The organism is Roseovarius sp. BRH_c41 (genome assembly GCF_000961715.1).
GTDB lineage: Bacteria > Pseudomonadota > Alphaproteobacteria > Rhodobacterales > Rhodobacteraceae > Roseovarius.
In genome coordinates this window covers 23,573-42,177 of record NZ_LADY01000007.1, presented here as the reverse complement: position 1 = coordinate 42,177, position 18,605 = coordinate 23,573, and the positions used below count along the sequence as shown (strand labels likewise).

At 61.9% G+C, this 18,605-nt stretch carries 27 protein-coding genes; 1 reads left to right on the top strand and 26 read right to left on the bottom strand.

Annotated features, from left to right (window positions below; all coding sequences use genetic code 11):
* Positions 1-67: 67 nt before the first annotated feature.
* The 17 genes from VR71_RS02255 to VR71_RS24510 all read right to left on the bottom strand — a co-directional run bounded on the left by VR71_RS02255 (position 68) and on the right by VR71_RS24510 (position 12,184).
* Positions 68-406 carry a hypothetical protein gene (locus VR71_RS02255; protein ID WP_045680821.1) on the bottom strand — a complete coding sequence of 113 codons (339 nt, stop codon included), beginning with the start codon at positions 404-406 and terminating at the stop codon, positions 68-70.
* Positions 403-576, bottom strand: a complete 174-nt coding sequence (locus VR71_RS24535) for a hypothetical protein (protein ID WP_296429739.1) — start codon at positions 574-576, stop codon at positions 403-405. Before VR71_RS24535 ends, VR71_RS02255 begins: the two co-directional genes overlap by 4 nt.
* 48 nt (positions 577-624) lie before the next feature.
* Positions 625-867 carry a hypothetical protein gene (locus VR71_RS02250; protein WP_045680819.1) on the bottom strand — a complete coding sequence of 81 codons (243 nt, stop codon included), beginning with the start codon at positions 865-867 and terminating at the stop codon, positions 625-627.
* A 70-nt stretch (positions 868-937) separates the two neighbouring features.
* Entirely contained in the window at positions 938-1,627 is a 690-nt protein-coding gene (locus VR71_RS24530) for a peptidoglycan-binding domain-containing protein (protein WP_296429723.1), read from the bottom strand.
* Positions 1,624-1,917 (bottom strand): DUF5658 family protein, encoded by a 294-nt coding sequence (locus VR71_RS02240; RefSeq protein ID WP_045680816.1) that lies wholly within the window; start codon positions 1,915-1,917, stop codon positions 1,624-1,626. Before VR71_RS02240 ends, VR71_RS24530 begins: the two co-directional genes overlap by 4 nt.
* 121 nt (positions 1,918-2,038) lie before the next feature.
* Positions 2,039-2,404: a hypothetical protein gene (locus VR71_RS02235; protein WP_045680814.1), complete on the bottom strand. Its 366-nt coding sequence runs from the start codon at positions 2,402-2,404 to the stop codon at positions 2,039-2,041.
* Positions 2,405-2,440: 36 nt separating this feature from the next.
* Positions 2,441-2,851, bottom strand: coding sequence for a DUF4376 domain-containing protein (locus VR71_RS02230; protein WP_296429721.1), 411 nt, complete (start codon positions 2,849-2,851; stop codon positions 2,441-2,443).
* Positions 2,841-3,158, bottom strand: coding sequence for a hypothetical protein (locus tag VR71_RS02225; RefSeq protein WP_045680812.1), 318 nt, complete (start codon positions 3,156-3,158; stop codon positions 2,841-2,843). Before VR71_RS02225 ends, VR71_RS02230 begins: the two co-directional genes overlap by 11 nt.
* 11 nt (positions 3,159-3,169) lie before the next feature.
* The gene (locus VR71_RS24525) at positions 3,170-4,015 is read right to left on the bottom strand and encodes a hypothetical protein (protein WP_296429720.1); all 846 of its coding nucleotides are present in this window, start codon (positions 4,013-4,015) and stop codon (positions 3,170-3,172) included.
* An 18-nt stretch (positions 4,016-4,033) separates the two neighbouring features.
* Entirely contained in the window at positions 4,034-7,057 is a 3,024-nt protein-coding gene (locus VR71_RS02215; RefSeq protein ID WP_045680809.1) for a phage tail protein, read from the bottom strand.
* Positions 7,054-7,437 (bottom strand): hypothetical protein, encoded by a 384-nt coding sequence (locus VR71_RS02210; protein ID WP_296429719.1) that lies wholly within the window; start codon positions 7,435-7,437, stop codon positions 7,054-7,056. The genes VR71_RS02215 and VR71_RS02210 overlap by 4 nt, the downstream gene beginning before the upstream one ends.
* Entirely contained in the window at positions 7,434-8,138 is a 705-nt protein-coding gene (locus VR71_RS02205) for a hypothetical protein (protein WP_045680807.1), read from the bottom strand. The genes VR71_RS02210 and VR71_RS02205 overlap by 4 nt, the downstream gene beginning before the upstream one ends.
* Positions 8,138-8,800: a hypothetical protein gene (locus VR71_RS02200; RefSeq protein WP_045680805.1), complete on the bottom strand. Its 663-nt coding sequence runs from the start codon at positions 8,798-8,800 to the stop codon at positions 8,138-8,140. Before VR71_RS02200 ends, VR71_RS02205 begins: the two co-directional genes overlap by 1 nt.
* Positions 8,800-11,028 carry a hypothetical protein gene (locus VR71_RS24520; protein WP_296429717.1) on the bottom strand — a complete coding sequence of 743 codons (2,229 nt, stop codon included), beginning with the start codon at positions 11,026-11,028 and terminating at the stop codon, positions 8,800-8,802. The genes VR71_RS02200 and VR71_RS24520 overlap by 1 nt, the downstream gene beginning before the upstream one ends.
* The gene (locus tag VR71_RS24515; RefSeq protein ID WP_296429716.1) at positions 11,028-11,561 is read right to left on the bottom strand and encodes a gene transfer agent family protein; all 534 of its coding nucleotides are present in this window, start codon (positions 11,559-11,561) and stop codon (positions 11,028-11,030) included. Before VR71_RS24515 ends, VR71_RS24520 begins: the two co-directional genes overlap by 1 nt.
* The gene (locus tag VR71_RS02185; RefSeq protein WP_045680804.1) at positions 11,561-12,010 is read right to left on the bottom strand and encodes a phage tail tube protein; all 450 of its coding nucleotides are present in this window, start codon (positions 12,008-12,010) and stop codon (positions 11,561-11,563) included. Before VR71_RS02185 ends, VR71_RS24515 begins: the two co-directional genes overlap by 1 nt.
* A gap of 3 nt (positions 12,011-12,013) precedes the next feature.
* A complete protein-coding gene (locus VR71_RS24510) occupies positions 12,014-12,184 on the bottom strand; it encodes a hypothetical protein (RefSeq protein WP_296429714.1) in 171 nt (56 codons plus the stop codon).
* Positions 12,185-12,194: 10 nt separating this feature from the next.
* Here VR71_RS24510 and VR71_RS02180 point away from each other — a divergent pair, with 10 nt between their 5' ends.
* The gene (locus VR71_RS02180; protein ID WP_296429712.1) at positions 12,195-12,473 is read left to right on the top strand and encodes a hypothetical protein; all 279 of its coding nucleotides are present in this window, start codon (positions 12,195-12,197) and stop codon (positions 12,471-12,473) included.
* Here VR71_RS02180 and VR71_RS02175 read toward each other — a convergent pair.
* The 9 genes from VR71_RS02175 to VR71_RS02135 form a co-directional block, all read right to left on the bottom strand.
* Positions 12,470-12,892 carry an HK97-gp10 family putative phage morphogenesis protein gene (locus VR71_RS02175; RefSeq protein WP_045680799.1) on the bottom strand — a complete coding sequence of 141 codons (423 nt, stop codon included), beginning with the start codon at positions 12,890-12,892 and terminating at the stop codon, positions 12,470-12,472. The genes VR71_RS02180 and VR71_RS02175 overlap by 4 nt on opposite strands.
* The gene (locus tag VR71_RS02170) at positions 12,885-13,295 is read right to left on the bottom strand and encodes a DUF3168 domain-containing protein (RefSeq protein WP_045680797.1); all 411 of its coding nucleotides are present in this window, start codon (positions 13,293-13,295) and stop codon (positions 12,885-12,887) included. The genes VR71_RS02175 and VR71_RS02170 overlap by 8 nt, the downstream gene beginning before the upstream one ends.
* Complete coding sequence (locus VR71_RS02165) at positions 13,292-13,630, bottom strand: head-tail adaptor protein (protein ID WP_045680795.1); 339 nt, start codon at positions 13,628-13,630, stop codon at positions 13,292-13,294. Before VR71_RS02165 ends, VR71_RS02170 begins: the two co-directional genes overlap by 4 nt.
* Complete coding sequence (locus VR71_RS02160) at positions 13,630-14,202, bottom strand: head-tail connector protein (RefSeq protein ID WP_045680793.1); 573 nt, start codon at positions 14,200-14,202, stop codon at positions 13,630-13,632. The genes VR71_RS02165 and VR71_RS02160 overlap by 1 nt, the downstream gene beginning before the upstream one ends.
* A 3-nt stretch (positions 14,203-14,205) precedes the next feature.
* A complete protein-coding gene (locus tag VR71_RS02155) occupies positions 14,206-14,514 on the bottom strand; it encodes a hypothetical protein (RefSeq protein ID WP_296429710.1) in 309 nt (102 codons plus the stop codon).
* 32 nt (positions 14,515-14,546) lie between these two features.
* Complete coding sequence (locus VR71_RS02150; protein ID WP_045680788.1) at positions 14,547-15,008, bottom strand: hypothetical protein; 462 nt, start codon at positions 15,006-15,008, stop codon at positions 14,547-14,549.
* An 84-nt stretch (positions 15,009-15,092) separates the two neighbouring features.
* Positions 15,093-16,394: a phage major capsid protein gene (locus VR71_RS02145; RefSeq protein WP_045680786.1), complete on the bottom strand. Its 1,302-nt coding sequence runs from the start codon at positions 16,392-16,394 to the stop codon at positions 15,093-15,095.
* Positions 16,395-16,403: 9 nt separating this feature from the next.
* Positions 16,404-17,345 (bottom strand): S49 family peptidase, encoded by a 942-nt coding sequence (locus VR71_RS02140; protein ID WP_045680784.1) that lies wholly within the window; start codon positions 17,343-17,345, stop codon positions 16,404-16,406.
* Positions 17,342-18,604, bottom strand: a complete 1,263-nt coding sequence (locus VR71_RS02135) for a phage portal protein (RefSeq protein WP_045680782.1) — start codon at positions 18,602-18,604, stop codon at positions 17,342-17,344. The genes VR71_RS02140 and VR71_RS02135 overlap by 4 nt, the downstream gene beginning before the upstream one ends.
* Position 18,605: the final 1 nt, after the last annotated feature.

The window sequence follows — 18,605 nt, the reverse complement described above, 5'->3', positions numbered from 1 at the left end:
CTCCCCCGGCCCGGCGCAGGGCTTCACCAGAGCGGGCGACAGAGGCGGCAGGCGCAGCGCTCCGGGATCACCGGACCCGGTTGAGCCGTCGCAAGCTGTCAAGGCCAAGGCCGGGATCATTGCTAAGAGGATCGTCAGAGGCTTCATCACTGAGCATCCTTTCAAGTGTGGCGCGGTCTTGCGCGGCGCGCTCGAGCGCCACCTCACGGGCGCGCAGATCGGCGGCGAGATCATCGAGGCGGGCTTGGCGGGCGGCGGTCTCTGCGGCCAAGGCTGCGTCACGGGCATCCCAGCCGCGTTGCCAGACGTGGCCCCAGAGCATCCGGCCCCCGATGCCCACGACGAGGATCAGCAGCACCGTGGGGCCGTATCGGCGCAGGAGCGGGGCGATGGTGAGCCAGGTCACCGCTTCATGCCCTCAGCCACGATCAGGACGATGAAAATGGACACGCCAGTGATCGCCGCAAGAATGATGGTGAGGGCCATCATCCACCAGCCGGTGAAGCCGATCAGGTAAAGCGCACCAAGCACGATCCAGCCGATCACGACCCACGTCAGATATATCAAGGCAGACATTTCAGGATCTCCAATGTAAGTGGGGCGACCGAAGCCGCCCCTTGTCGGTCATTCAACCGGTTCAAGGTCGACGTAGTAATCCTTCCCAACCGCCAGACACTTCATGGCCGCAGGGTTGGTGATCGTCATTTCCAGCTTTCCGTTTGGCGTGTATTTCGACCACGTTTCACAGTCCGCTTTGCCTGACGTGACGGCGGAAAACTCGACGTTGCAAAGACATGCGTCATCACTATGAGCCGGGAATTGCTCGATCTTCTGGAGCGTGAACCGCCCCCTGATTTTTCCAGACATTGTGTCCTGTCCTTTCGATATGCCCGTTGACGCTCGGGTGGGCGAATGGCTCATGCCAATTTCGGAATTTCTATGAGCGCCCCGCCTTGAGCAGCTGCGCCCACGTCGCAGGTCCGACCAGACCATCAGCGGGCAAGCCGTTGGCGATCTGGAATTCACGCACGGCACGCTCGGTGGCAGGGCCGAACACACCATCCACAGCCCCTGCCCCATGACCCAGCCCGTTGAGTGCGTCTTGCAGCGTGCGGACCGTCCTGCCGGTCGATCCACGCTTCGTGAGGGCATAGGACACCGCAGGGGCATCAGAGGGCACCAGACGGGCCACAGGAACGCGACCGCCGGTCACGCCCGCCCACCATTGCGCCACGTCATAGCCGGGGCATTGGGTGGCCACCTGATCGCGGTGCCCGATCACGTGCTTGATGGTCGGATAGGTCTCAAGCGCCCACCGCGTCAGCTCGATCTGTGCGGCGATCTGTTCGCGGGTTCGGGTGTCGATTCCCACGTTGGGCCCGCTTTCGTGCCGCAAGCCTCCGACCGCAACGAAACCAAGATTGCGCGTATTGTGATTGCGCACATGCGCGCCGGTCTTCGTCATGGGTCTGCCCCATTCCCGCACGCCCGAGAGGCGCAGGACGCCGTGATAGCCGATGTCGCTGAAACCGCGCGCAAGGTGCATGTCGCGGATCTCGGAAACGCCAATATCCTGATCGTCAAAGGTCGCGGTGTAGTGCCATGTGAGAGTGTCAAAGGGGATCATTCCCGGTCCCTCCGCCCCTTGCGCACGATGCGCCAGTTGTTCGCCGCGATCCCGCCCGTCAGCACGGCCAAGGCCAGCACCCACGCGCCCTGCCCGAGCCACGTCAGGAACGCGCCCACGACAACGCCTGCCAGCAGCTTGATCGCCCACCAATGGCCGGTGATGCCCATCAGGCGGGCGATTATTGGATTGGCCTCGACATGCCCCTCGCGCAGTGCCGCCTTCGTAGTGGACACGTCTGCGATTTGGGCCAGCCAGAAGGCTGCCCACACAAAGACCAGATCAGTCATTGGATATCCTCTCAGATGAAATTCAGAACCGCGTAGAGGGCAAATGCGAGGCACACCCCGATTACCCAAGCCTTGACCTCTTCGCGCGCATGCTGCTTGAGCTTGCTCTTGCGCCGGTTGGTCATCTTTGCTCCTCCGAACCAGACGTAACCCGCGCCTCGATCAGCCCGATCAGGGCCTTGGCCAGAGACATGCCACCAAGGCCTGCCAGAAACCCGAACGTCTGCGTCATATTCGGGCTGTCCGCCACGCGCATGCCCGCGAACTCCATGAGACCGGGAACCGCGGGGCCGAGATAAAACGCAGAGGGCGCACCCGCCACAACGGCGATCACCCCGTCGCGCAGCCGGCGCTTTTCCTGCACCAGCCATCGCACCAGCCCGCCCGAGGCACCGGCCAAGAGCACCCGGCCCACCTCGCCGGACAGCCACGTTGCTACGCTGGCCAGCATGACCACCAATTTATCGATTCCGCTCGGGTCGGTCATGCCAACGCCCCTCTTATCTGCTCGTTTCGTTGGGCCTTACGGCCAATATTCATCCGCCGTGTAGTCGGCGCGGATGCCTGCGGGATCATCTTTGATTGCCCACGACGCCTGGAACACCGCCGAGACATAGGCTGACGCCTGCGACCAGAGGCTCAGCACCTGCGGCGGCGTCATGTCGTGGATCACGTCATCTGCATCCCGGAATTGCGTGATCGTGGTCACGTCCCCGCCCGCGATCCGCAGGCTCGCAGCAAACCCGAGAGCTTGCAGATTGGTCTTGTCCACGTCGCGGCCCAAGGAACGAACGTCGCCAAGGCCCGCAATGGTGAACGTCGCCCCGGCCACAACACGCCGGTCGCGCTCTGAATTGACACCAGCGGCGCGGGCCTCACCCTCCGCCTGTGCCTTTGCCTCGGCAGTGATCGCTTGGGTGAAATCAATCTGCATCGGGGATCTCCAGATCATAGGGCGGAAGGGTCACAGCGCCGTTGAGGGTCAGCGTGAGGGGCGCGGGGTTAATCGTCTGCGGTGGCGCAGATGAACCGAACGGCACGATCAGCGACAGGTGCAGCACGCCCTCGATCCGCTCGACAGGACCGGCGAACCAATTGCTCGCAATCGCCTCGCGTGGCAGCGTGGCCCCGTCTGGCAGGGGCGAGAAATCGAAGGTCTCACCGTTGAGTGTCAGAATGTCGCCGGTGCGCGTGACCGTCAGGGGGGTGGTGCGGCGCTGCGGGATCAGAGTGATGTGCATCGGGTCTCTCCTTAGAACCAGCGGCCAACGGCAACGATGTTTGCAAAGCTGGACACGCGCGCATTGGTGGTCAAAAAGGTGCTCATATTCAGCGTTGTTGTGGTGACGCTCGACGCCCGAGCAAAGGCCACGGAACCACCGCCGGTGGTCACAGCCGCCACGCGCGGGGTGACGGCGAATTCAGCCGGATAGGTCCATGCGACTTCACCCGCATCCGAGGTGGCAACTGTCGTCGCACAGATCTGCGTGCCGTTGGCGAACCTGGTGTATTCGCCATTGCCGCCGACAAACACGCTTTCGATCAGCGCGCCGGTCGGCACACCTGCGGACTGAGTGACCGTCCCAAGGATATTCGAGCGCGCAAAGACCTGTGACCCGTTGAGCAGCAGGTTTGTGATCGCGTTGAGGCCCGCGCTCGACAGGAGCGCCCGCTGCACACCGCCCGTGACCATGCCGATCTGGTCCGCGGCCGGGCGACGGAACCCGGTGTTTAGATCGGCCAGAAAAGCCATGCCCGGCTCTGCCAGCGTGCCATCGCCAAACCGGCCAGACAGCGGCCCGGCCTGTGCTGCAGCAAATACCGACATCACATCGTTGAAGGCCGCGATCAGCCCGGCGCGCACGGCCCCGAGATTGGCGATGGCGTAGCTGCCGCCGCTGATCGTCGTGCCGGTATAGGCGACCGCCAGCGTGATCGAGGTGTTGCTGTTGACCGTCAGCACCTCGCCGACGATCACGCCATTGCGCACCACCATCATGCCCGGCGCGGCGTTGGCCAGCCATGCCGTGCCGCTGCCCGTCAGTGCGGCGCTGCCGCTCGTGATGCTGATCGTTCCGGTGCGATACCAGATGCTCATGGTGTTCCTCGCTCTGTATCAACTGAATGTGGCAATTGCTTTTTCCTCCGCGAAAAGCTGCGTTCCCGGCAAAACGAGCACGCCCTTAAGACCACCGGGGTGAAACCAGTAACGTGCCTGCAATTTGTAGGTTGTCGCGGATGCCCCCGGCGTCGTGCGGTTCTTGAAAACCATGCTGTCGAGCAGTTGCCTTTTGCCCAACTCAACGCGTTGACGGTAGACAAGCGTGTCTTCCATCTGCACCCCGTTCCGAAGTATGCGATACTCCACGTCAGCGCCCAGATCATCTGGGCTGAGTGACCCCGCCTGAAATCTGACGTTCAGGATCATGTGTCGCTCACTCGGCAGATTGCTGTGCGCTGCCGTCAAAGTCAGAACATCTTGAAAGGCAGAAGTACTGGTGATCAGAAAATCTGAACCAAGCGTTGTGGCGCTAATTGCCCCTGTTGCATCTGCTTCGATCTTGTCTGTGACAATCGAGCCGCCAAGGATCAGATCACCATCAAGAACAAAGTCGCCGGAAACTTCGACAGTGCCATCCAGTTTGATGTAATCGCCCTTGATCCGGGCGGTCGTCACAGGCCCTGTCTCGCCATCGTCCACACGCACAAGCGACAGCACGTCATCGCCGCCAAGCGACCAGACAAAGCCGCTCGTGATCCCATCCAGCGTGGCCTCAGCAAAGGCCGTGGACTCTGCCAGCGCCGTGACGCTGCCATAGCTGGCGACGATCTGCTGATTGACCGCCGCCACCGCGCCCTCGGCTGTCACACGGGTTGCAGCCACCTGTGTGATCACGGCGGCGTTCTGATCGACCTTAGAGGCGAGAACAAGCCGCTCGCTCGCCTCGGCGCTCAGACCGTCCACGACCTGCGTGGAAATCTCGCGCCGCCCAAATGCCGTTGTTTCGCGCACCGCCTGCCCATCGAGGAAACCGCGCAGCAGTCCCTCGGCAACCTCATCGGCACCCTCACCCACACGGTTGAACAAGTCCGAGACAGAGCGCGGCATGTTCGCATCGCCAAGCACAGCATCATGCCGGTCAAAGGCCGTGTCGATCTGGTCGCGCAGGGCGTCGGCTAAGTCAGCCTGCGTCAACCGCAAATCCGGCGTGGTCACACTCAGCCACGGCGTCCACGCGGTCGGGCTGTCGGCCACATAACGGGCGCGGACCTCGTATTCCGTCGCGGCGATGATGTCGCCCCGCACCAGCACGCGGCCCCCGTCGACCGGCTTGATGCCCTCTGCGACGATCTCCTGCGTGGCCTTCACGCGCACCTGATATTTCAGGTTACGGATCGCGGGCAGGCTTTCAATCGTCCAGGTCAGCAGGATCGCCGGGCGGCGCGCAGCCCCAGTGGCGTCTGACAGATCGAACGCAGCCACCGAGAGCGGCACGACAAGCGGTGCGGGCGGCGTTTGGCCGTTGGTCGGCAGGGGTGCTGGCACGTCCAGTTCAGGCCCCCAATCGGTATCGCCTGCCTCGCGCTCGCGCATCACCACAACCTGCAAGAGCGTGTCGGTGCGGTCCTCGACCTCGATGACCTCAAAGGTCTTGTTGGTGTAGCCGTAAATCTCCGAGCTGAAGCTGATCGAATCCAGCGGTTCGACCAGAGCAAACGAGGGCGGCAAGGTCACTTGGAACGTGACGAACCGGCGCGCATCCAGAAGCAGCGAATTCAGCAGATGCTGCGCCTGCGCCTTGACGCTCACCGCCGGCAGGCCGACGCTCGAAACCCGCTGTGCGCCATCCTCTGCTACCCAATCCTCATTCAGGATCAGATCGGCCTCACGGCCTTCCCAGATGTCGTTTGGCTCGACATAGGTGCCGGTGATGCCATTGGTCACGTTCTCGAATGCGGGGAACGGCGTGAGCGTCGAGGATTCCGTGATCACGAAATCCGCATCCGTGAGGGCCAGCACCGGGGCCGAGGGCGCTCCCACGCGCACCCGGAAAACGCCGCCGAACTCAGCCATCTGTGCAAAGCTGGCGCGGTTCATTTCTTCGATGACGTCTGCGGGCTCCATTTCCTCGACGTTGATCTCGAACCCGGCCACGTATTGCTTGCGCGTGCCGATCAGCACGTCGCACTCGTTCATCGCGGCGAACCAGTTATCCAGCGGCAAATCCTCCGCCGCCACCTTGCCGCCCCAGATGTCGCCCGTGGGCAGGGTGATCCCGCGCAGGATGTTGTAATTGATCACCTGCGGGTTCTCGCTGAATTCCCACGTCGCCGGATCATTCCAGCGATGCGCGCCAGAGCCGCCAACGGTCGTATCCTTGCGGGGGTCGTAGAGCTTGATGCCTTCAACCTCGAAGCGAACCGAGGGCAGGCCCTGATAAATCTCAGGATCAAGCGCGAACTCCAGAACCGCATAGGCAGTGCCGTTTAAGACATGATCCGTGGTCCAAGGCCGGTCAACATTGCTGCCGTAATAGGTCACAAGCGTTGGATCGGCCTCGGTCTGCGTGCCATCGTAGAACCACAGCCACGCGGTCGGGTCGGTATCATCCTGACGGAACTCGGTCAGGATGCGCCGCCCGGAATTGACCGGCACCTCATTGAACGGCCCGGCGCTATTGTCCGGCGCTTCGATGTCCGAGTATTTGCCGTTGATGATGATCCGCCCGGTCAGGCCGGTGACGGGGATATTCGAGATCTCAAGGATATAGGTCAGGATGCCGTTGTTCTTGAACCGGGAGTAGGCAGGCGCAACCGCGTGCCCCTCGACCGCGTAGGTGCCCACGATAAATTTCTGCGGTGTCACGTCGCCAGTCGTGGTCTGCTCAGTCTGGATGCCCTGCCCATTGACCTTGGGCTTCTTCGCGAAAATCTGTCCCAAGAGCGACAGGCCCGCGCCCACGATGATCTGTGTCGCAAATGCCCCGAGCGCACCGAACCCGGCTGCAATCGCGGCAAAGGTGCCAGCCCCGGCGCTCGACGCGGCCAGAGCCACGGCAATGGCGGTCGAGATCGGCTCGGCCATAGCTCCGCTGGGCGCTGCGATGAGCGCCGCAAGGATCGCGAAAAACAGGATCATACCTTGAAGGCCCTCAGCGCTTTCAGTCGGGAAATATGCCCCAGCCCGTCGGGGCGCAGCACGAACACGCGGTCGCTGGCAAAGATGCCCATGGCGCTGCTCTCGCACACGGCCAGATCACCCACCTGCGCCATGGCTGGCGGGATCTCTTGGAATAGGCTCGCGATGTAGTCGACGTGGCTCACAAAGCCATCCTCCGCCATCACGCGCGCCAGACCATCCATGCTGCGATAGCGGCCCCGCCACCGCTTGCCATGATCGACACCAGTGCAGGCCTTGACCCACCCGGCAACATACATGCCGCAGTCGTGAGAGCCGGGGCGAAACCGCTTGACGCGCACCGTGTCGAGATAGTCGATAAGCATCTGCGCCCGGTTCATCCGCGATTATCCCCGTTGCCTGTGCCGCCACCGCCTGCGCGCTCATCTGCCGTGGGCGTGGCGGGCTTTGTTGTCGTGGGCGGCGGGGTGCCGTTCTGCGACTTGCCTGCCCCCCAGAACACCGGCACGGCGCCAGAGGTGGCGGCATATTCGCGGCCACGGTCGGCAGCGTTGATCCGGCGTTGCGCGGAATCGGATTTCTTGAGCGCCAAGGTGCGGGTCAGGGCACGGGCGGCACTGGCCACCGTCATGGTGACATCCACCGACTGCCCCACTGCGGCGCGTGGCAGCGGCATTTCCTCGACCCAGCCCTTGATGACGCGCACCGGGACGCCCACCTGCACCGCCTTGACAGGATCGAAAAACACGCGATGCACTTCGACGGGTCGTCCGCGCAGTTCATAGAGATTGACCAGATTGACCACCGCAGCCGGGATGCCGGAAAACCGGATCGTGTGCATCCGCACGTTCAACCCGACCTCGCCCCGGATCGGATCAAGGCCAAGGATCGACCCTGCGCCCTGATAGCTGCGCGCGGTCTCGCCGATGGTGAACTGGCGCACGTCGAGGCCATTCCAAAAGCCCACCGCCTCGATCAGCCCCGTTGACCGGCGCCGGGCCTGCAACCAAACCAGATGTCGCGATATGACGCCCGACAGGCTTGCCAGCATCGACTCGGTGGCTGTGCCGTAATCCCGCATTATGCCCCCACGATCTGCACGAATGAAAACTGCGGTCCTTCGGACACGACAGGCCGCTGCACGCCGTAACCGGGGTTTGGCTCAAGCCGCGCCTTGATGACGGGCTTGATCAGCGTCACAGGCGTGCTGGTGGTGACACCGGGCTGAATCGGTGGCGTGACTTGGAACGACGCTGTGACGCCCGAGCCATTGGCCTGCACGTCGCTCACAAGCCGGTGCAGCGCATAGCGCGTGGGGCTTGAGCCATACTGCCAGCCGATCAGATCACCGCCGCGCAATTGGTAGCTCGCAGGCAGGCCGGATAGGGACAGCATGCGGAAATCAGCGCCGTCAAGAGCCGAGATCACAGGCGTGGCCGCGCCAAGGATCGACCCGGTGGGGTCATCTGCCGGGTGGGTCTTGCGCGGATTGTAAACAAGGAACGACGCGCCCGGTGTGTCCAGCACGGACAAAAGCGCATCAATCCGTGCGGCGTTGTTGGCATCATTCGTCGGCGGCAGGGAAAACGCCCCACGCCAGACCGGCTCGCCAAGCTGCGCGGGCAACGGCACACCGCTGGCCGTGCGGTCGATCTGCATGGGCGTGTTGATCACGAGCTGCGAGACCGAGATTTTCAGGCGCTCTTGGAACTCGGCTAGGACAAGGGGGAAAGCCAAGGGCATCAGCCGAGCCTCCGGGGGTCTTTGTTGATCTTTTGGACCAAGCCAGGCATCGTATTCTTGGCGAATTGCTGAAGTCCCGCCTTAGTCACTTCGACAGCGATACCCGTCATCTTGCCGTCAAAATCCACCTCAAAGCCCTCTGGGGCGATGATGCGCAGCGTTGCTGTGCCACCGCCGCCATCTGCTCGCACGCCCAGCTTGCCGCCGATCCGGGTCAAGGGCATGATCGCCTCCGGCCCGGCTTCACCCATCAGGCCGGGGCCGCCTCGCATGGGGAAAAGAGTGGGGCCATTTACAATACCACCTGTTGCGAAGGGCGTCACACGGCCACCAGAGAAGGCGTTGCCATTCGCGTTCGGAAACAGGCCGCTGAATAGACCGCCAAGAATCCCGCCGCCGCCGCTCAAAGGACCAGTCTTGAAGAACGCCGCCTCCAGTGCAGCCCGCGCCAGAGACTTTGCAAGACCCTCCAAGATGCCGGTCAGCCCCTCACCTTCAATCGCGGCATTCAGGAACGCATCCTTCATCTGCTGATTGAGGCGAGCAACCTCTTGCGCCTTCTGCGCAGCCTCTTCCTTTGCCTCGGTCAGCTTGCCGATGGTTTCGGCCTGCCGGTCGATCTCTTGGCGCAGCGTTTCACCTGTCCCGATCTGTTCCTTGTCGAGATCGAGGCCGCGCTTCTTGGCCTCATCGAGCAGCTTGTAACGCGCGGTCATCTCGGTGATTTCGCGGTTGGTCTTGCCGATCATCTCAATCTGACGATTCAGCGCCGTGATCTGCTTTTCCGCATCCGCGAAGAAGGGTTCATCATCTTTCTTTGATCCGCCACCAGAGCGACCACGCGCGGCCTTGGGCGGTTTGTAGTTCGCCAGAAATTCGGTGCCTTCCGCGTTCTGTATATCGAACGCAGAGCCGCCAAAGTCACGCGGATCGCCGCCACGCCCGCGACCGACCGGGTTTGTCTGCCCCTGCGGCCCTAACGCGGCAATCTTGCGGGCAGTGTCCAGCGAAACACCGAGAGCCTGCGCAAGCCGCACCGCCTCGGATACTGCACCGCTGATTCCGCCTGCGATATCAACATTTGCCAGATCCTCCGCAGCCTGTCGGCCATCTTCAATGGTTTTGGCCATTTCGCGGGACACGATCTCTGCCTGTATCACCCTATCTATGACTTGTTGTGAGAAGGTGTCGCCCATCTCCCGCATGGCGTCTTTGATACGTCGTAACTGATCCGCCACTGCTTCAAAATCGGCTGCGTCTTTGGCAGCCGCAAATTGGGCCTGCGCCTCTGCCAGCCCCGCCAGCAGGTCGGACGGCAGGCGCACATCATCTGCCAATGATCCAAGGTTCGCCATGTCGCCTTGCAGCGCCGCCAGTTCCTCGCGCATCTGCGCTAGGAGGTTGATTTCGGACTGGTCGATAAAGAGACCAGCGTCGCGGCGCTGTTCGATTTCGGCAATCTGCTCGAGCAACAGCGCGATCTGTTCCCGCGCCGCCTCTGTGCCGACCTGCGAAAGTGCCAGATCGACCGCACCCACCGAGCCTGCCGCCTTTTCGATACTGCCTGAAACCTCATCAAGGATTTGCCCTATCTTGAGCCGCGCGGCACGTTCCTCCATCTGGAACAATTCAAGCGCAAGCACTCTGACATCCTCGGTGATCTCACCAAAGCGATCCCCTAGACTTTCCAGCCCGCCAGTGCTCGCCAATTCTGCCGCTGCCTGAGCGCGCTTAATCGCCGCCGCTGTGTCATCAATGCGGTCAGCAAAGGTCTTGAGTTTGGGGTCCGCCTTGTCGGCCTCATCGCCCATGGCATAGAGCATGCCAGCGATAGGCAAGCCGATGGCGGCAACCGTGCCCAAGAGCGGGGCCAGAATGCCAAGCGTGCCACCCAATGCCCCGAAGCCGCCCAGAATTTGCGGAAGCTGCTGCCCAGCCACCCGGAAAGCGTTGGTGCCGCTTTCAAGCTGCACCGCAATGTCACCGATCTGGTTGGCGGTATTGGTCAAGACAAACCGGCCCGCCCCTGACACCTGCGTCATGCGGGCAATGCCAGTTGTGGCCCGGTTGGCGTTGGCCTGTATCTGCGTTCCAGCACGGTTCCATGCAGCCTCAGACCCCTTGGCGGCCTTGACCGCCGCCACGCGCCCACCTTCCATCTGGCGCTCGAACTTGCGCAGGCTCGCTTCCATGCGAACAATCAGGGAGTCCTCGACGCTTTGGGCCATTACTTCACTGCCTCGGGTTCATATCGGTTGAGAATGTCGATGAATTCTTCTTCGGTCAGGTGCGGTGCCTTGCGGTCGCTAACAGCATTGAAGCCGCGCACCATGTTCACGAAATCCGCATAGCGCATCTCGCGTAGCTCAAGCGGCGAGAGGTTGAATGTGCGGCAAATCTGGCTGACCTCAGAGAACTTGTGCGGGGCGTGATCGCCCTTGCCGCCCTCATCTTCGACCGGCTCGATCCCAGTCATCAGGTCCGAAAGGATTTGCCCCGCCAAGGCGCTGTTTTCCAGATAGGGGCGCGTGTCGAAATGCGCGTCCATGATCCGCTTTGCATCGAGGATGCCCAAACCGCCGCCGATCAGGCCGAGGCGGATGGTGTGGTAAACATCCTTGACCCCGAACCGGCCACCGGCAACGCGCAGGAATATCTCACCCACGCCGCTGCCCGTCGCCTGTTCAAGGTCCAGAACGCCACCAAAACTGAGCCGGAAAAGACGCTCTTTCCCGGCCCATTCTGTAATCACGTCAACCATCAGGATGCAGCCGCCGTCCAGGTGCGTTGACCGGCACCCGCGATGGTGGCCGAGAATGTCACCTTGCCCGAGCTTTCCTTGCTAAGTTCAAGGCTCTGCAAATAGGCGGGCAGAATCCAGTGACCGCCATTGTTGGCAAGGCTTTCGTCCAGCAGAACCTTGATGTTCTTCTCGGTGCCGCCGTCCGCCCATGCGCGCCAAGTCGGCCACGCCTCGGTTGTCACCATGCCACTGATGGTGACGCTGGTATCTTGGCTCTCAAGGTGCCGCACGATAGACCCCGGCAGGTCCAGAGGATCTGTGCAATCCAGAACCGTGTTCTCGCCGAGGTTGTTGGTCAGCGTGACCCCAAACGTGTTCGCCCCGCAGGTATGGGCGAAAGCCTCTGTCGGCGTTGCGCCATCGCCAAGCTGAATGATCAGCCGTGTGGTCTGTTTTCCCGTCGCCATGAATTACTCCTTTGCGTTTGACGGTTTCTTGCCGCCGATCACCTCGGCAACGCCCCGCGCCACAAGCACCTCTGCGGTCGCCTGCGGAACGGATACCTCTGTTCCAGCCTTGAACGATTGTGAAAGCCCGGAACTGATGCGATGATGCGCATCCTGAATGACCCTGATTTTCATGGAGCACCCTATGTTTCGAATTGCAGTGATCGCCCTGATGTTGAGCACAGCGCCCGCGCTATCTGCGACAAATCCCTGCCTCGATTACCTTGGGCAAAGAGAGGCTTCGGCCAAGCTGGCTATTGCCGTTCTGGTCGTGCAGGTAGGTCTATTGATTCACTCTGAAGCTGAGGGTATTTCGGACCCGGTGCGCGACATGCTCCGTCAATCGAGCGACGATTTAGCTGCCGCTGTCGCGCAAAATTCCGAAACCATGACAAGCATCATGGAAACGACTATCTGCCGCTAACTCTCTCGGATCGCCTTGCTGATCGCCCGCGAAATCCGCCCCTTCACCCGCTTGCGCCGCGCGCGCCACACGGGGAAAAAGAACGGATTTGCGGGCATTTTCACTGTCCCAAACTCGTGAAACCGGGCATAGAACGCATCGCGATCCGTGCCGCGCCCGCCACCCGCGAAAATCGTGATCCGCATAGTGGCGAACTCACGCCCACCCACTGTGCCGATCACGAAGCTGCCAGCCGGAGCATCCCCCCAAGTCCAGCCGATTGAGGCACCGAGATTCCCTGTGAAGCCCTGCGGGGCACGCGACCACATTTCCTCGACGATATCGTTTGCCATGTCTTCCATAGCGGCGCGCACGTTTATCGTGGCGTTCTTCGGTATCCTTTTCCAGCGCGCCTCGAACTTGGCGAGGCCATCAACCATTGATCTCTTCCAGATCGGCTTCGACCGTCACCACGCCATGCGCCGTGATACCATCCGCATCGCGGAAAACCCGGATGCCGCCTGTCCGAATGCGGATCAAGGCATGCTGCGTCAGCGTGATGTCGGCCAGATGCAGCGCGTCCTTGACCGCATCGCAAATATCCTTGCACGGCCCCATCCGGCCCTGATCGCGCGACCACACATCGAGCTGCACAGTTTCAGTGCGTGCATCGACGCAAGCCAGATCCTCATTGAAGCTGTCCGTTGGCCCGACGGTGATGCAGGGATATTGCCCATTGGAAGGCATGCCGTCATAGATACGATCACCCACCAAGGCCCCAACGCCAGCATCGGCCACAAGAGCGTTTAAAATCGCGGTTTGCAGTTCGCGCGAAACGCTCATACCGCCACCCCACTCTCAACCACCAAATACACCCAAGCCCGGTCGGTGATCGCATCAGCCTCGCGGATGTTGTAGACCACGTTGCGCCGCACATCCCGGGCCCGCCAGTCGGTCGTGATGGTCCGCGTGCCACTGTCGCTGCGCAGCTTCACCTTGTAGATCGAGCGCCCGGCCAAGCGCGCCGCCTCGACGCTCTCATTACCCCGCGAGTAGATCACCTGTGCCGCACGGCTGAATTGCTCCGCCCAGCCTGCCTCATTGCCGCCAGAGCCATCCGGCGCGGTGGTCGGGCTGTCGAACGCGAAACGCTCTGAAAGCTCACCCGCCCCCGACATTACACCAGCCTCCGATAAGGCGCGATAAGCGCATCGAAGGCCATGGGCGTTTCGTTCACGCCCCCCATGACAACCGTCTCACGGGTCCGATACCAGTGGGCCACCAGCATCAGCATCGCAGTTTTGAGAGGCTGCGGCACAGCTGCGGCGTTTGCATAACCGGCTGTGATGGTGAATTTCACCGGATAGGGAGAGTCATGCAGCACAGGTCGGACCGCATCCCGGACAAAGCGCCACTCGGTTGCATATGACGGCCAAGCCGACAAGGTGTAGGCCGATGCGTCAAGAGTCTGCTCCGCACCATTGGCGTCGGTATAAGTCACCACAACAGAGGCGACAGGCTCGACCGGCAAAGCCAGGTTTTCGGGCCAGCCCGTCAACTCCAACCTCCAAACCTGAGACATGACCGCCCGGCCAAGAATACCGGACGGGCGGTCAAGATACTGCGCTGCCGCTGTGATCAGCGAAGAGATCAGAACATCATCGTCATCGTGATCAACGCGGCAATGCTGTTTGGCTGACGCGAGATCGACCGGGTCATTGGTAGGCGCCGTGATCAGTGTCAGCCGCATGGTTTAGCCTTTCGTCTTCGCTGCCTTGGCCTGCGCGTCGGCATCCGCCTTGGCCTTCGCCTCTGCCGCTTCAGCGTCCGCTTTGGCCTGCGCCTCTGCCGCTTCAGCGTCCGCTTTGGCCTGCGCCTCTGCCGCTTCAGCATCCGCCTTGGCCTTCGCTTCGGCATCCGCCTTGGCCTTCGCCTCTGCCTCAGCGTCCGCCTTGGCCTGTGCCTCAACCGGCGACGGACCATCGGCGTCATAGCCAAAGCCGGGGATCAGAGATGCAGCTTCGCTATCGCTGAAAGCCGCAGTCTCTCCGGGTTGATACATACGATAAACCCGGGTGAACTTGACGCGCCGCATCAGACCGGCAGACGATCTGCGCCACCGAACACAAGCACAGCGGAGAGCGCCGCAGTGTCGATGCCTCCTGCGCTCAGATCAGGGGTGAAGTTTGCGCGCACATAGCGGCCTGCACCCATGAGGGGCACGTTGACCTCAAAGGTGCCAGTGACGGTGCCGCCTCCCGAAGGGCCGGTGGCAACCACCGCAGAGGCTGCGGATTGCAACGTCTCGGCGTCCCCAAGGTCATCCTCCTGACCCTCCTGGACGGTGTACGCGATCGACAGGGTCGCGGCAGCGGCAAGCGTTGCGGTGAACGGGATCGCCAGAACGGCGGATTGCGGGTTGCCGATGGCGTTGCGATCAATGATCACACCCGTCACGGCGGTGTTATCGCCGGTCCCGGCTGCGGTCGCGGCGGTATTGGCAGCGGCGCGGCGAACCGTGATCAGGTCGCCGATGCTGCGATTTTGAGTGGTCATGTCAGACCTCCATGATTGCAGGGAAAAGACAGGCCAGTGGGACCGGCCTGCCGGTTGATCTCAGATCAGATCAGGGTTTTGGGATCAGGGTGCCCAGGTCAGGCCGGTCATCACCGCGATGGCAGGCAAGTGGCGTGCGCCAATGTCGTGCTGCATGATCATCCGCATCAGCGTTTCATCACGGCTGAACGCAGCCTGCATGGTCCCAGCACTGTCTTTGTAGGCCGCCTCGGTCGACATTGCGACCTCGATGCCCATGTGTTCGCCGATCAGAATATGCGCCGGGTGAACCAGCATCAGCTCGGACTCGGTCCCACCGCCAAGATTGTCGGGGATCTCGGTGGTCTGGTGGAACGGCTTGCCACGCAGCATGCCATCCGCCATCTCGGGATAGACCTTGTTGCCATTGCCGTCGCGCAGGTTGGTCAGATACATCGCGGTGCGCGGCGATCCAATCCAGTGCGCGCCGGTATAGGGCACGTTGGCATTCCCGAGTGCCAGCTCCATCCGGCCCAAATCATTGTCGACCTTTTGCAGATCCGGCGCGGCGGTCATGTTCAGGATGTTGGTTGCCGCAAAGCTCGTGCCAACCAACTGATAGCGCAGACCCTTCGGAGAGTATTCAGTGCCATTGCCGCGCAGGAAGAAACGATCCTGAATCTGTGCCGCGTCCGCAACCGCGTCATCCCGAACCATCCGGTCGACTGCGGTCGAGGCCGAGCGCAGCAGATCGTTGGAAATCGGGATAATCCCGCGCAGCTTTTTGGCCGACAGCTTGACTTGGCCGTAGGTGTAGCCAGTCGCCGGGGCATCGTCAGTCTCGCCGCCATAGGCAAAGTTGGCGCCAGACGCGCGGCGGTTGGTGGTCATGTTGCCATTGGGCATCGGCACGATGCGCGGCCCCATGGCGGTCACGACGCTGGCCGGGCGCAACAACTCGATGACCTCGGTCGACACATCCTCGGGAACAAGGAAACCACCAAGTGCCCCCTGCCCCATTTGCTGGCCTGCGAACAGACCGCTGTCGCCATTGGCCTCGGCGATCTGCTGTGCGACGTAGTGATTGCCGCCTGCCGCCGCGATGGTGCGAACCATGCGAGCAAAGGTCAGGCCCTTCTCTGCAGGGACAGCAGGAACGCCCGCAGCCGGGGCCGGGTTCGATCCGGGAAGCGGAGCGGCAGGGCGCGCAGCCTGCGCACGACGACGCTCAACATCCTCAAGGCGGGCCAACTCACCAGCGACCTTGTCATCTTCGGCCTTGAGGGCTTCAAATGCGGTCGATTGATCGGCTGTCCAATCCTCACCATCCGGGACAGAGGCAACAAGCGCCTCCATCTTGTCGATAATACCCGCGCGGCGGGCCTTCAGCTCCAGGATCTTATCCATGGTCAGCTCCTATTGTGCGGCACGCCGCCGCGTTTCAATCTCCGCAGAGGCCCGCGAGCGACCCCCTACGACTTTTGTCCGGTTTGACCCGGAACCCTGTGACAGAACGCCCTCAAGCGTTCCGATACGATCTGCCATGCCAACACGCACGGCCTCCCCGGCAAAGACCATCGCGCCCTTGCCGAATTGCTCGCGCACGACGCCCTCCGGAACACGTCGCCCTGCGGCCACGTCGCCCACGAACACACCCTCGATCGCATCGACATCGCGCAGAATTGACGCCCGCCCCTCTTCGGTGGACGGGTCCGGACGTTTGAACGGGGCACCGCTTGACACAATTTCATAAGAGCGCCGGCCATCAGCATCGACTGCCTCTTGGCGGCTCATTGAGGCGACAACGCCGATTGATCCGACAGACGCCGCCCGATCGAGAACCATGTCTCCAGCTTGCGAACCAAGCCAGTAGGCCGCCGATGCCGCCATGCCCGTGACAAAGCTCGTCATTGGCTTGGGGCCAGCGCGCAGCATTTCCGCAGCTTCACCGAGGCCAGAAACAACGCCACCGGGACTGTCGATCAGCATCACGATCCGCTCGACATCCGACGACGCCCAAGCCACGCGCATGTCACGCATGACCGTGTCCAGCGACGTGCCGCCCGAGGATGCGCTGACCATGTTGGACCGGGGATAGATGGCCCCGACCAGTGGCACCACGGCAACACCGTTTCGGACCATGCTCATCTCAGAACCGTCGAGGCGCGTCCCGAGAGCGGCAACCGCCTCCAAGCTGTGCTGCACCTGCATCGCATGGCCGTCCTTTGCCAGGCGCTCAAGAACATCCGAGTCGAAAGCGCGCAGCGCGATGGCTTCAATGGCTGCGAGATAGTCCGGCAAGATTGCCCACGGCTGTGACCGGATAGCGGAAATGACCGCTGAAAGTTCCTGTTTCACGATGTCTCTCCTTGGTTCGCTGCGGGCGTTCCCGCGAGCGCCATGTTGGACGGGCGCCAGTATTCTTTGCCCGCCGCGCCGTCGATGTTCGGCTGATTTTCCTTGGCCCGCAGTTCGTTGGCATTGGCCATGCCCATCTGGCGCTGCAGCCAGTAGGCCTCCATTCGGCTTTTCAGATCGCCCTTGACCAAGGCGTCTGTCAGATGCTCGAAATAATGCCCGGCGCGCCCAAAGAGCATGGTCAGCGCCTGCGACACGCGCTGATAATGCGGCCCCATGTGATAGATGACGAACTCAAGAGACTGCTGCTCGATGTTCGAGAACGTCGCTTTGCTCAGATCAAAGATCAGGTGCGGCGGAACACCCCAGATTCGGGCCAGATCAACAACCTGAAACTGGCGTGTTTCCAAAAACTGGCTCGACTTCATGTCATGAGTCAGGAATTGCGCTGTCAGTTCCTGATCCAGCACCGCAACCTGATCGCCCTCTGGCCCGCTGTAGAGCGACTGCCAGTCCTGACGAATGCGCGCCTTGTCGTCATGGTTAACCTTGGCCTTGGTTTGCAGAACGGTGGACGGTCTGCCACCCTTGCCCCAGAATTTCGCCGCGTGGTTCGACGTGGCAATCGACGCACCGAGCGCCTCTCGCGCATACTTCACCGGATCAAGGCCGTGAATGCCATCTCGGCTGAATCCGGGCACATGCATGATGTCACGCTTGGCAAAACGACCACTCGACCCATCGGGCAATGTGGCATCGTAGAACAAAACGGTCCCGACCTCGCGGTCGAAGTAATCCGCGATCGTCACCGCGCCCGGCTTAAGCCGCGTCAGAGCGACTGGCTCACCCCGCGCGTTTCGACTGACATAGGCGTAGAAGTCTCCGGTCAGCAGCATATCCGCCAACATCAACTCAAGGAACGCGAAAGGCGTTTGATGGCTGTTCGGGCTGGCCCGGAAAAGTTGGGCCTCTGGCAAAGTATCTTGGTTCAGCCTTCCGGATTCGCTTCGCTCGTAGTAATGCACCGGCGTCATGGCAAACGTGCCGGTCAGAATGCGCAAGGCAGCGAGCGTTGCTGGAATTGAAAGCGCGCTGGTCTCATTGACCCGCACCCCGGCGCGTGACGCACGACCCTCGACCGCAAAGGTGCGCCACTGGCTTTCACTCTGGACGTCGGAAGCCGCCGAAATCGGCGGTTCAGAGCGTGCGGCGGCGGGCACAGCGATAGCACTGGACTTGAAGATGTTGAACAGGCCCATC

Bases quoted from the DNA above. Each gene is read 5' to 3' on its own strand.
- VR71_RS24535 (WP_296429739.1), bottom strand. From the start codon at position 576: ATGTCTGCCTTGATATATCTGACGTGGGTCGTGATCGGCTGGATCGTG.
- VR71_RS02250 (WP_045680819.1), bottom strand. From the start codon at position 867: ATGTCTGGAAAAATCAGGGGGCGGTTCACGCTCCAGAAGATCGAGCAA.
- VR71_RS24530 (WP_296429723.1), bottom strand. From the start codon at position 1,627: ATGATCCCCTTTGACACTCTCACATGGCACTACACCGCGACCTTTGAC.
- VR71_RS02240 (WP_045680816.1), bottom strand. From the start codon at position 1,917: ATGACTGATCTGGTCTTTGTGTGGGCAGCCTTCTGGCTGGCCCAAATC.
- VR71_RS02235 (WP_045680814.1), bottom strand. From the start codon at position 2,404: ATGACCGACCCGAGCGGAATCGATAAATTGGTGGTCATGCTGGCCAGC.
- VR71_RS02230 (WP_296429721.1), bottom strand. From the start codon at position 2,851: ATGCAGATTGATTTCACCCAAGCGATCACTGCCGAGGCAAAGGCACAG.
- VR71_RS02225 (WP_045680812.1), bottom strand. From the start codon at position 3,158: ATGCACATCACTCTGATCCCGCAGCGCCGCACCACCCCCCTGACGGTC.
- VR71_RS24525 (WP_296429720.1), bottom strand. From the start codon at position 4,015: ATGAGCATCTGGTATCGCACCGGAACGATCAGCATCACGAGCGGCAGC.
- VR71_RS02215 (WP_045680809.1), bottom strand. From the start codon at position 7,057: ATGATCCTGTTTTTCGCGATCCTTGCGGCGCTCATCGCAGCGCCCAGC.
- VR71_RS02210 (WP_296429719.1), bottom strand. From the start codon at position 7,437: ATGAACCGGGCGCAGATGCTTATCGACTATCTCGACACGGTGCGCGTC.
- VR71_RS02205 (WP_045680807.1), bottom strand. From the start codon at position 8,138: ATGCGGGATTACGGCACAGCCACCGAGTCGATGCTGGCAAGCCTGTCG.
- VR71_RS02200 (WP_045680805.1), bottom strand. From the start codon at position 8,800: ATGCCCTTGGCTTTCCCCCTTGTCCTAGCCGAGTTCCAAGAGCGCCTG.
- VR71_RS24520 (WP_296429717.1), bottom strand. From the start codon at position 11,028: ATGGCCCAAAGCGTCGAGGACTCCCTGATTGTTCGCATGGAAGCGAGC.
- VR71_RS24515 (WP_296429716.1), bottom strand. From the start codon at position 11,561: ATGGTTGACGTGATTACAGAATGGGCCGGGAAAGAGCGTCTTTTCCGG.
- VR71_RS02185 (WP_045680804.1), bottom strand. From the start codon at position 12,010: ATGGCGACGGGAAAACAGACCACACGGCTGATCATTCAGCTTGGCGAT.
- VR71_RS24510 (WP_296429714.1), bottom strand. From the start codon at position 12,184: ATGAAAATCAGGGTCATTCAGGATGCGCATCATCGCATCAGTTCCGGG.
- VR71_RS02180 (WP_296429712.1), top strand. From the start codon at position 12,195: ATGTTTCGAATTGCAGTGATCGCCCTGATGTTGAGCACAGCGCCCGCG.
- VR71_RS02175 (WP_045680799.1), bottom strand. From the start codon at position 12,892: ATGGTTGATGGCCTCGCCAAGTTCGAGGCGCGCTGGAAAAGGATACCG.
- VR71_RS02170 (WP_045680797.1), bottom strand. From the start codon at position 13,295: ATGAGCGTTTCGCGCGAACTGCAAACCGCGATTTTAAACGCTCTTGTG.
- VR71_RS02165 (WP_045680795.1), bottom strand. From the start codon at position 13,630: ATGTCGGGGGCGGGTGAGCTTTCAGAGCGTTTCGCGTTCGACAGCCCG.
- VR71_RS02160 (WP_045680793.1), bottom strand. From the start codon at position 14,202: ATGCGGCTGACACTGATCACGGCGCCTACCAATGACCCGGTCGATCTC.
- VR71_RS02155 (WP_296429710.1), bottom strand. From the start codon at position 14,514: ATGTATCAACCCGGAGAGACTGCGGCTTTCAGCGATAGCGAAGCTGCA.
- VR71_RS02150 (WP_045680788.1), bottom strand. From the start codon at position 15,008: ATGACCACTCAAAATCGCAGCATCGGCGACCTGATCACGGTTCGCCGC.
- VR71_RS02145 (WP_045680786.1), bottom strand. From the start codon at position 16,394: ATGGATAAGATCCTGGAGCTGAAGGCCCGCCGCGCGGGTATTATCGAC.
- VR71_RS02135 (WP_045680782.1), bottom strand. From the start codon at position 18,604: ATGGGCCTGTTCAACATCTTCAAGTCCAGTGCTATCGCTGTGCCCGCC.